This window comes from Gordonia sp. HS-NH1 (assembly GCF_001418765.1).
Lineage (GTDB): Bacteria > Actinomycetota > Actinomycetes > Mycobacteriales > Mycobacteriaceae > Gordonia.
On the sequence record NZ_LIYC01000055.1, the window covers coordinates 20,956 to 27,063 of the forward strand.

The window sequence follows — 6,108 nt, forward strand, 5'->3', positions numbered from 1 at the left end:
CGGATCCGACGGCGCGTCGGATGGGTCCGGGGAGGTCAGCGCGGCGTTCGGTCGGTCACATCCGCACCGGCGTACCACCCGGCATCTGCTGATCCGTCGGGACGATCTCGGCGCCCAGCGGCAGCAGCGACACCGGCACCATCTTGAAACTCGCGATACCGAGCGGGATGCCGATGATGGTCAGGCACATGGCCAGGCCGGTCGTGATGTGACCGATCGCGAGCCACAGGCCGGCCACGATGATCCAGATGATGTTGCCGATCGTCGACGCCACGCCCGCGGTCGGCTTGCGGACGACGGTTCGGCCGAAGGGCCAGAGCGCGTAGCTCGCCATCCGGAACGACGCGATGCCGAACGGGATGGTGATGATCAGGATGCAGCAGATGATGCCCGCGACGACGTAGCCGATCGCCATCCACAGTCCGCACAGCACGAGCCAGATGACGTTGAGGATGGTCTTCATTCCTCCATTGTCCATGCGGTGCGGGTCGATGGGCACAAATGCGAGACGCAGGAGCACTGCCTGCGGGTCGGCGCGACACTACGATGACCTGGTGGGTGGACGGGCGGGGCGTGCGCGCGAGGCGTTGTGGGCGGTGCTGGCCACCGTCGTGCTCGTCATCCGCATCCTGGCGACCATCGCGCTCGTGCTGCTCGTGATCGGCTGGGCCGTCGCGGCGGTCCGTGGGTCACTCGACAACGAGTTCCTCTGGCCGTCGATCGCGACCGGTGCCGCGCTCCTCCTCAGCACCTACGTCTACGGCCACCTGCGCGCACGCTACCCGCGGCACAACGGCTGGATTCCCTGAGTTCCGCTGCCCCGCTTGCTCCCTGGGGTGCGAGTGGAGGGGTTGTCGCTTTCGCTCCTCGCACCTCAGGGAGCGGAGGGATCAGGTCGCGACGCGACCCAGGCGCGCGAGGAGGGTGGTCTGACGGTCGGCGCCGGCGGGGATCTCGACCTTGCGACACACTCCTTCGGAATAGAGCGCGTCACCGAAACCCTCGACGGCCGTCTCCATCTCGGACAGTTCGTCGTCGGTGAAACGATGCTCTGTCCCGGCGGCACGGGCGATGTCCCAGCGATGGGCGATCATGTCGAAACCGTAGAAGCGGATGAGGGTCTCGCCGATGGTGGTCGGTCCGAAGTGGCCGTCGAAGGCGCGGTCGCCGACGGCCGGGTCGGCGAGCAGACCCGCGACGGTGTCGCGATGGGTGTGCCACGCTGCGGCGGGGTCGTCGAGCGAGGGTGCGGGCCCGAGATCGACGTCGTGGCGCCCGAAGAACTCGCGCTGGGTGTCGATGACGTGGCCGACGACGTCGCGGCCGGTCCATCCCTCGCACGGGGAGTTCTCGGTCCAGGTGTCCGCGGGTGCGGCGTCGAGGACGGCGGCGAATCCGTCGGCGAGGCGGGCGTAGTGGTCGAGCAATGGTGAGGTGTCGTTGATTGCGGTCATGATGAGAGTCAACCGCGAGACCACGGGACGGTGATTGATGAAACCCGACAATCCGGGGCGGGCGCGGCTCGACGACGTCGAGCGCGCACACCTCGTCGACCCATCGGACGCGAGTTATCGCATCGGACGGTGGACGCCGAGCCCCGATCTCGCCGACCTGGTGCGTCGTTTCTGGGTTCCGGTGTGGTGGGTGCCGCCCGGGGCGGAGGCGCCGCAGCGCGTGCTGCAGTACCCCGTGTGCCTCATCGTCGTGAGCAACACCTACGCCCGCTTCTACGGCGTGGTGACCGGCTTGTCGGAGACGGTGCTGACGGGTGGCGGCTGGGCGGTCGGTGTCATGCTGACGCCGGGTGCCGGGGGGTTGTTGACCGGCGACGTCGGCGAGTGGACGGATCGGCACGCGGAACTGTCCGAGGTCTTCGGCCGGCGCGGCAGCGATCTCGAGCGGTCGGTGCGGTCGGCGATGGCCGTCGATCCCGGGCTCGAGGAGACCCAGCGCGCCGCGACCGACCGGGTCGAGGACTGGCTGCGGTCCTATCTCCCGCTCGACGACGACGGCCGGCTGATCAACGCGATCGTGGAGTACGTCGAGACCGACTCGACCGTCACGGCGGTCGCGCAGATCTGCGAGCGTTTCCACCTCACCGAACGCAGCCTGCAGCGGCTGACGCGGCGGCGCCTCGGCCTGACCCCCAAATGGCTGATCCAGCGTCGTCGTCTGCACGAGGCGGCCGAGCGACTGCGCGAACGGTCGGGGACCCTCGCCTCGCTCGCGGCGGATCTGTCCTACGCCGACGAGGCGCACTTCGTGCGTGACTTCAAGACCGTCACCGGCATGACCCCGCGGACGTTCTCGGCCCGGTTCTCCCAGGCCGGGCCCGGAAGCTGACCGTAGGGTCGTGCACCGATCGACGGCGACAAGCTGGTCGAATGTTGCCGAGATCACATCGGTGCAGGCAGAATCGACGACATATCGGGCAATCGACGGAGGGTGCATGACTGACGCGGCTACGGTGGCCACGCGCATCCGCCGGGCGTACGAGGACTTCCTCTCCGGTGTCAACCCACCGGCGGATGCGGTCCGTTCGATCGTCCGCGAGTCGTGGGCGAGGTCGCTGACCAGGGGCGTCGACCCGAGCGAGGCAGCGCCGGACGGCGATCGTGCGTCCGCGATGTCGCCCGACGAGTTCGCCGCCTATCGAGCCGCCCACCCCATCACCGCGGTCCGGCCGCTGGTGCAATCGCTGATGGTCGACGCGATCGCCGACACCGGGGTCGTCGTCGCGCTGACCGACCAGGCCGGACGGCTGCTGTGGATCGAGGGCGACACCGCCGCCCGTGACCGTGCCGGGCACATCAACTTCGTCGAGGGCTCGGTGTGGAGCGAGGAGGTGGTCGGCACCAACGCCCCCGGCCTCGCGCTGGCCGTCGATCGGGGCGTGCAGGTCGTCGGACCCGAACACTTCGCCGGGCCGGTGCAGGAGTGGAGTTGCGCGGCAGCCCCCGTGCACGATCCGCTGACCGGGCACGTGATCGGTGTCGTCGACGTGACCGGCGGGCGTGAGGTCGCGGCGCCGTTCGCGCTGGCAGCCGTCCGGTCGGTGGTCGCGGCCGTCGAGCGTGAACTGCGGGCGGGCGCCGTCGACCTCGCCGACCCGTCCACTTTCGAACCGGCTCTCGGGTCCCGGGCCGCAGCGCATCTCACCGTCCTCGGCGACGGTTCGGGACGCTGGCACCGCACCGCCGACGGATCGGGCGCCCGCACCTTGTCGCGTCGGCATGCGGAGATACTCGTTCTGCTGCAAGCCTTTCCCGAGGGACTGAACACCGAGCAACTCGCACTGAAGCTGGCCGAGGACGGAGTCGACCCGGTGACCGTGCGGGCCGAGATCTCCCGGCTTCGCCGCGATCTCGGCGCCGACGTCGTCGCCAGCCGGCCCTACCGGCTCACCCTCGACATCACGTCTGACGTCGATGACCTCCGGTCGCGTATCGCGTCGGGGTCGGACCTCGTGTCGGTCGTCGACGACCTCGGCCGCGGCGGGCTGCTCGCCGAATCGAGTGCACCGGGGATCGTCGAGATCTTCGAGGAACTGCGAGAGGACCTGCGGTCGCGTCTCTTCGCGACCGGCGACGTCGCAGCACTGCGCCGGTGGACCTCGTCGACGCACGGACGCGACGACCTGGCGGCGTGGCGTCGCCTCGAACACCGCCTGCCCGTCGGCGATCCCGACCGCGCCGTCGTGGGTGGACGCATCCGGCTCCTCGACAAGCGGTACGGGGCCTGAAGGCTGCAACCCGCCGGCCGAGCCCGATCGCCGGGCGGGGTGCACGGTTCCGTCGGCGAGCCCCTGGCGGCCTGGCAGGGGAATCAACGTTGCAACGCTCGTGCAACCACCGCGCTCCTAAGGTGTGGAACAGATCACAACGGACGCCCTCGGTGTCCTGTGTGACATCCGCAGAGCGTCCTCACGCTGAGGCCCACACGCAAGGAGCAACCATGACCGTCTTCGCAAAGCCGGGTGCCGATGGATCGGTGATGAGCTACGAGTCTCGTTACGACAACTGGATCGGCGGACAGTGGACCCCGCCGGTGAAGGGGCAGTACTTCGAGAACCCGTCGCCGGTCGACGGCAAGGTGTTCTGCGAGGTCGCGCGCTCGACGGCCGAGGACATCGACCTCGCGCTCGACGCCGCGCACAAGGCCGCACCCGGGTGGGGCAAGACCCCCGTCGCCGAGCGCTCGCTGGCCCTGCTCCGCATCGCCGACCGCATGGAGGAGAACCTCGAGAAGCTGGCTGTCGCCGAGACCTGGGACAACGGCAAGGCCGTCCGCGAGACCCTCGCCGCCGACCTCCCGCTGGCCGTCGACCACTTCCGCTACTTCGCCGGCGCGCTGCGCGCCCAGGAGGGCTCGATCTCCGAGGTCGACGAGGACACCGTCGCCTACCACTTCCACGAGCCGCTCGGCGTCGTCGGCCAGATCATCCCCTGGAACTTCCCGATCCTGATGGCCGTGTGGAAACTTGCCCCCGCCCTCGCCGCGGGCAACGCGGTCGTGCTCAAGCCCGCCGAGCAGACACCCGCGTCGATCCTGTACCTGGTCAGCCTGATCAGCGACCTGCTCCCCGCCGGAGTCCTGAACGTGGTCAACGGATTCGGTGTCGAGGCGGGCAAGCCGCTCGCGTCGAGCAACCGCATCCGCAAGATCGCGTTCACCGGTGAGACCACGACCGGCCGGCTCATCATGCAGTACGCGTCGGAGAACCTGATCCCGGTCACCCTCGAACTCGGTGGCAAGAGCCCCAACATCTTCTTCAACGACGTGATGTCCGCCGACGACGGGTTCCTCGACCGTGCGCTGGAGGGCTTCTCGATGTTCGCGCTCAACCAGGGTGAGGTGTGCACCTGCCCCAGTCGCGCGCTGATCCAGCAGGACATCTACGACGAGTTCATCGCCAAGGCCGTCGACCGCGTCGGAAAGATCAAGCAGGGCAACCCCCTCGACACCGACACGATGATGGGCGCGCAGGCCTCCAACGATCAGTTCGAGAAGATCTCCTCCTACCTCGCCATCGGCAGGGACGAGGGCGCCGAGGTGCTGATCGGCGGCGAGGCGGCCGAGCTCGACGGCGACCTGGCCGGCGGCTTCTACATCAAACCGACTGTCTTCCAGGGCAACAACAAGATGCGCATCTTCCAGGAAGAGATCTTCGGTCCGGTCCTCGCGGTCACCACCTTCAAGGACTTCGCCGACGCCATGCACATCGCCAACGACACGCTCTACGGACTCGGCGCCGGTGTCTGGAGCCGCGACGGTGCGACCGCATACCGCGCGGGCCGCGAGATCCAGGCCGGCCGCGTCTGGACGAACACCTATCACGACTACCCGGCACACGCCGCCTTCGGTGGTTACAAGCAGTCCGGTATCGGCCGCGAGAACCACCTGATGATGCTCGAGCACTACCAGCAGACCAAGAACCTCCTGGTCGGATACGCTCAGAGTGCCAAGGGTTTCTTCTGACCCTTCGAGGCTCGTCGCTAACGCTCCTCGCACCTCAGGGAGCGGAGAGAAGATGCCCGCAGACCCGCTCCCCGGGGAGCTGGGGGTAGCGCTTCGGCTTCATCCCGCTCCCTGAGGAGCGAGCTTGCGAGCGTCACGAAGGGTCCACGCACGACGACAGAGAGTGAAGCGAGATGACCGCCGAGCAGAGTGTTCCTGATCGGGTGGTCGCCACAGACTCCGCCGTGCAGCTCCTGACCAAGTTGTCGGAGCTGCACGGCGGCCTCATGATCCACCAGTCCGGTGGGTGCTGTGACGGCTCGGCCCCGATGTGTTACCCGGTCGGGGAGTACCGCGTGGGCCAGCGGGATGTGCTGGTCGGCGAGATCGAACTCCCCGAACCCATTCCGGCCGTCAGGGTCTGGATCAACGGCGACCAGTTCGAGCTGTGGAAGCACACCCAGCTGATCCTCGACGTCGTGAAGGGTCGTGGCGCCGGGTTCAGCCTCGAAGCACCGGAAGGGGTCCGTTTCCTCTCGCGTGCACGGACTTTCACCGACGAGGAGAACGAGGTCCTGGCGGCGTCCCCGCCGCTGACGGGGGCCACCGCCGGCCCCTAGCCGGCCCACACAGAATGCGTCATACGTATCG

At 68.3% G+C, this 6,108-nt stretch carries 7 protein-coding genes; 5 read left to right on the top strand and 2 right to left on the bottom strand.

Features of this window, described 5'->3' with window-relative positions; genetic code table 11:
• Nucleotides 1–55: 55 nt before the first annotated feature.
• Nucleotides 56–463, bottom strand: coding sequence for a YccF domain-containing protein (locus AMD30_RS22575; protein WP_014924866.1), 408 nt, complete (start codon nucleotides 461–463; stop codon nucleotides 56–58).
• 91 nt (nucleotides 464–554) lie between these two features.
• Here AMD30_RS22575 and AMD30_RS22580 point away from each other — a divergent pair, with 91 nt between their 5' ends.
• Nucleotides 555–809 (top strand): hypothetical protein, encoded by a 255-nt coding sequence (locus AMD30_RS22580; protein WP_010844682.1) that lies wholly within the window; start codon nucleotides 555–557, stop codon nucleotides 807–809.
• Nucleotides 810–890: 81 nt separating this feature from the next.
• Here the strand turns inward: AMD30_RS22580 and AMD30_RS22585 are convergent, their stop codons facing one another.
• On the bottom strand, nucleotides 891–1,454 hold the full coding sequence (locus AMD30_RS22585; protein WP_055477192.1) for a maleylpyruvate isomerase family mycothiol-dependent enzyme: 564 nt from the start codon (nucleotides 1,452–1,454) through the stop codon (nucleotides 891–893).
• 37 nt (nucleotides 1,455–1,491) lie between these two features.
• Between AMD30_RS22585 and AMD30_RS22590 the strand changes: the two genes are divergently transcribed.
• The 4 genes from AMD30_RS22590 (at nucleotide 1,492) to AMD30_RS22605 (ending at nucleotide 6,077) form a co-directional block, all read left to right on the top strand.
• Entirely contained in the window at nucleotides 1,492–2,343 is an 852-nt protein-coding gene (locus AMD30_RS22590) for a helix-turn-helix domain-containing protein (RefSeq protein ID WP_055477189.1), read from the top strand.
• A gap of 106 nt (nucleotides 2,344–2,449) precedes the next feature.
• Nucleotides 2,450–3,742, top strand: a complete 1,293-nt coding sequence (locus AMD30_RS22595) for a GAF domain-containing protein (RefSeq protein ID WP_055477190.1) — start codon at nucleotides 2,450–2,452, stop codon at nucleotides 3,740–3,742.
• Between the two features lie 212 nt (nucleotides 3,743–3,954).
• Nucleotides 3,955–5,478, top strand: coding sequence for an acetaldehyde dehydrogenase ExaC (exaC, locus tag AMD30_RS22600; protein WP_010844678.1), 1,524 nt, complete (start codon nucleotides 3,955–3,957; stop codon nucleotides 5,476–5,478).
• A gap of 173 nt (nucleotides 5,479–5,651) precedes the next feature.
• Entirely contained in the window at nucleotides 5,652–6,077 is a 426-nt protein-coding gene (locus tag AMD30_RS22605; protein ID WP_010844677.1) for a DUF779 domain-containing protein, read from the top strand.
• Nucleotides 6,078–6,108 lie beyond the last annotated feature (31 nt).

Coding starts and splice junctions, on each gene's coding strand:
- AMD30_RS22575 (WP_014924866.1), bottom strand. CDS start 463: ATGAAGACCATCCTCAACGTCATCTGGCTCGTGCTGTGCGGACTGTGG.
- AMD30_RS22585 (WP_055477192.1), bottom strand. CDS start 1,454: ATGACCGCAATCAACGACACCTCACCATTGCTCGACCACTACGCCCGC.
- AMD30_RS22590 (WP_055477189.1), top strand. CDS start 1,492: ATGAAACCCGACAATCCGGGGCGGGCGCGGCTCGACGACGTCGAGCGC.
- AMD30_RS22595 (WP_055477190.1), top strand. CDS start 2,450: ATGACTGACGCGGCTACGGTGGCCACGCGCATCCGCCGGGCGTACGAG.
- exaC (WP_010844678.1), top strand. CDS start 3,955: ATGACCGTCTTCGCAAAGCCGGGTGCCGATGGATCGGTGATGAGCTAC.
- AMD30_RS22605 (WP_010844677.1), top strand. CDS start 5,652: ATGACCGCCGAGCAGAGTGTTCCTGATCGGGTGGTCGCCACAGACTCC.